The organism is Phenylobacterium sp. (genome assembly GCF_037968635.1).
Classification (GTDB): Bacteria; Pseudomonadota; Alphaproteobacteria; order Caulobacterales; family Caulobacteraceae; genus Phenylobacterium.
Genome location: NZ_JBBKVV010000027.1, coordinates 1 through 3,036 on the forward strand (window position 1 = coordinate 1; position 3,036 = coordinate 3,036).

Consider the following 3,036-nt stretch of genomic DNA (forward strand, 5'->3'; position numbering starts at 1 on the left):
GGCCGCACCCATCTCTGCCGCCTGGAGCCCGCGCCAATGGCCGGCGCCCATGACTGGCTAGCTTTCTATCAGCGCTTCTGGACCAGCCGCCTCGACGTGCTGGAGGGGCTGCTGCGCCATCCTCAGAACAAGGACGAGACCCATGACCAGTGAACCCTGGGGCCAGTTCCCCGCGCCCGGAACCGTGCGGTTCGAGCGCCGCCTGCCGGGACCCATCGAGCGGGTCTGGAGCTATTTCGCCGACAGCGACCTGCGCGGCCAGTGGCTGGCGCCGGGGCCGCTGGAGGGGCGGGTCGGCGGGACCCTGGAGCTGGGCTTCAAGCACAGTGAGCTTTCACCGGAGCCCTATGATCCGCCGGGCGGCCGGGGCTCCGGCGAGGCGCGCCACATCCTGAGGTGCGAGGTGCTGGAGATCGATCCGCCGCGCCGGCTGTCGTTCCGCTGGGGCGAGGACACCTCGGTGGTGGTGGTCGAGCTGACGCCGGTGGGGGACGAGGTCGCCCTGGTGATCACCCAGAGCGGGTTGTCGGCCGGGCACATGACGGAGGTCGCGGGGGGGTGGCACACCCACCTGGCGATCCTGGAGGATCGCGCGAACGGACGGGTTCCGCAGCCGTTCTGGAAGATCTGGGCGTCGCTGGACGGGGCTTATGAGGGGCGGGTGGTGGCGGGGTGATGTGACCCGGATCCTTCTCCCCTTGCGGGAGAAGGTGTCGCGCGAGGGCGCGACGGATGAGGGGTCGCGCTCCCCTCTCCGCGCATCGTGAACCGCCCTCACCCGAGAGGTCTATCGACCCCTCATCCGACCCTGCTCCGCAGGGCCACCTTCTCCCGCAAGGGGAGAAGGAAGCTGCTTACCCTGCATCCAGTTCGATCACCTTCACGCGGCGCAGGGCGGGGGAGGTGAGGGCGATGAGTGGCCCCACCGCCAGGCCGGCGGCGGCGATGAACAGGGTTTCGCGGACGCCGATCAAGTTGCCGAGCGCGCCGAGGGCCAGGGCGCCGATGAGCATGGCTCCGCCGCCGGCGGCCTTGAAGGCGCCGGCCGCTCTGCCCAGCGTCTCCTGGGGCAGGACGGTCTGGCGCAGAGAGGCGGCCAGGACGTTGTAGATCACGGCTGTGGAGTCCCCCAGGAGCTGGGAGACGATCAGCATCGCCATGCCGGCGACCGGGGCGGCCGGCGAGAGCGGGATCAGCATGGCGCTGGCCGCCGAGGCCAGGGCCATGACCAGGATGGCGGGGCCGGCGCCCAGGCGCCGGGCGGTCGGGGCGGCGAGAGCTGCGCCGATCAGGGCGCCCAGGCCGCCGAAGGCCACGGTGATCCCCAGCATGGCGGGGCTGAGGTTCAGGGTCCGCAAGGCGAACAGCAGGTAGAGGGCCGCGAAGCCGCCGCCAACGGCCTGTTCGGCGGCGGTCAGCACCAGCAGGGGCCGCACGCGCGGCTCGGCCCAGGCGACGCGGAAGCCCTGGGTCAGGTCGGCCACCCAATGCTGGGGCGGGACAGGTTCGGGGTCGGGCTCCACCTGCTCGATGCGCGCCAGGAACAGGGCCGAGACCAGATAGGTCACCGCATTGACGGCGATGGCGAAGGGGGCGGTGAGCCACTGGAACAGCAGGCCGGCCACGGCCGGTCCGCCCAGCTCGGCCACCGACTCCGTGGCCGAGAGCTTGGAATTTCCGTCCACCAGCCGTTCGGTCCCGATCAGGGCCGGGAGATAGGCGTGGTCGGCCATGTCGAACAGCACGCTGGCCCCGCCCACCAGCACGGCGGCGGCGAACACCTGCCACAGGCTGAGCCAGCCCAGCCAGGCGGCGATCGGCACGGTGATCAGGACGCCGGCCCGGATCAGGTCGGTGGCGATCAGGATCGGGCGTCGATGGCGGCGGTCGACGAAACCGCCGCCGAACAGGCCCACGAAGAAGGCCGGGCCATAGGAGAGAGCGGCCAGCACCCCCAGCGTCGCCGGGCTGGCCCCAAGGGTGAGGACCGCCGTCATCGGCAGGCCCTCGCGGGTGATGCGGGCGCCGAAGGTGGAGACCGCCTGGGCCGCCCACAGCTTCATGAAATCGCGGTCGCGCGTGAGGGCGACAGGTGGGGTGGTCATCGGGGTCGTCCGTCGAGGAGGCTCGGCCACGTCGGGCCGCGATCCCGCGTCTTGGTGCGGGCGCTGGGGCGAGCGCGATATTTGTAAGCCGCCTCGGACGCTCGCCTAGCGGGGTTTGTGGCCCCGGAAGAGGGGTAAGGTCAAGCTTGGCGCGAGGCCCTGGCCAAGACGTCGGCGGGCGTGGCTTTCAGGAACCAGTCCGGGGGGGAGCTCCGGTTCTCAAGGTGGGCCTCGCCCCAGCGGGCGAGGGTTTGGAGCAGGGGCAGGATGTCGGCGCCGGAGGCGGTGAGGCGATAGCCGCCGCGTGCGCCGGGGCGGGCTGGCGTCGTCTCGATCAGGCCCCAGGCCTGCAGGCGCTGCAGCCGGTCGGCCAGGATGTTGGTGGCGATCTTTTCCGGCGCACGGTGGAAGTCCTGGAAGCTGTGGGCGCCCAGCATCATCGAGCGGATGATCACCAGAGACCACTTGTCGCCGAGGATATCCAGGGCCGAGGCGATAGGGCAGTCGGAACGGAAGGCGGCGGGCATCGGGATCTCAAATTGAACTTGCAAAATGCAAGTTAGACCGACAGGGTGACGGGCATCAAGTGGTCATTCGGGGAAGTAGGAATGGTTCTGGCGCCTGTGACATCTGCGCTCGCCGCGGCGAGCGCGCTCGCCCTGGTGGGCCTCAGCGTGCCGGTCTCGGTGCGGCGGTTCAAGGCCCGCGTGCTGCTGGGGGATGGCCGCGACAAGGTGCTGCTGGCCCGCATCCGGGCCCAGGCGAATTTCGTGGAATATGTCCCGGCAGCCCTGATCGTCCTCGGACTGGCGGAGGTCAATGGGGCGTCGGCCTGGCTGGTCTGGACCTGCGCCATGAGCTTGGTCCTGGGGCGGGCGGCGCATGCGTTCGGGATGCTGACGGGGGCTGCGACCAAGCCACGGGCGGTGGG

General features: G+C 70.7%; 4 protein-coding genes. 2 read left to right on the forward strand and 2 right to left on the reverse strand.

Going from position 1 to position 3,036, the window contains the following annotated elements:
* Window positions 1-142: 142 nt before the first annotated feature.
* Window positions 143-676 carry an SRPBCC family protein gene (locus AAC997_RS02875; protein ID WP_340644196.1) on the forward strand — a complete coding sequence of 178 codons (534 nt, stop codon included), beginning with the start codon at window positions 143-145 and terminating at the stop codon, window positions 674-676.
* A gap of 178 nt (window positions 677-854) precedes the next feature.
* On the opposite strand, the gene AAC997_RS02880 is transcribed toward AAC997_RS02875, so the two are convergent.
* Window positions 855-2,105 carry an MFS transporter gene (locus AAC997_RS02880; protein ID WP_340644197.1) on the reverse strand — a complete coding sequence of 417 codons (1,251 nt, stop codon included), beginning with the start codon at window positions 2,103-2,105 and terminating at the stop codon, window positions 855-857.
* Window positions 2,106-2,245: 140 nt separating this feature from the next.
* A complete protein-coding gene (locus AAC997_RS02885; protein WP_340644198.1) occupies window positions 2,246-2,632 on the reverse strand; it encodes a helix-turn-helix domain-containing protein in 387 nt (128 codons plus the stop codon).
* Between the two features lie 81 nt (window positions 2,633-2,713).
* Between AAC997_RS02885 and AAC997_RS02890 the strand changes: the two genes are divergently transcribed.
* Window positions 2,714-3,036, forward strand: a 323-nt coding sequence (locus AAC997_RS02890) for an MAPEG family protein (protein WP_340644199.1), incomplete at its 3' end; no start/stop codon positions are given.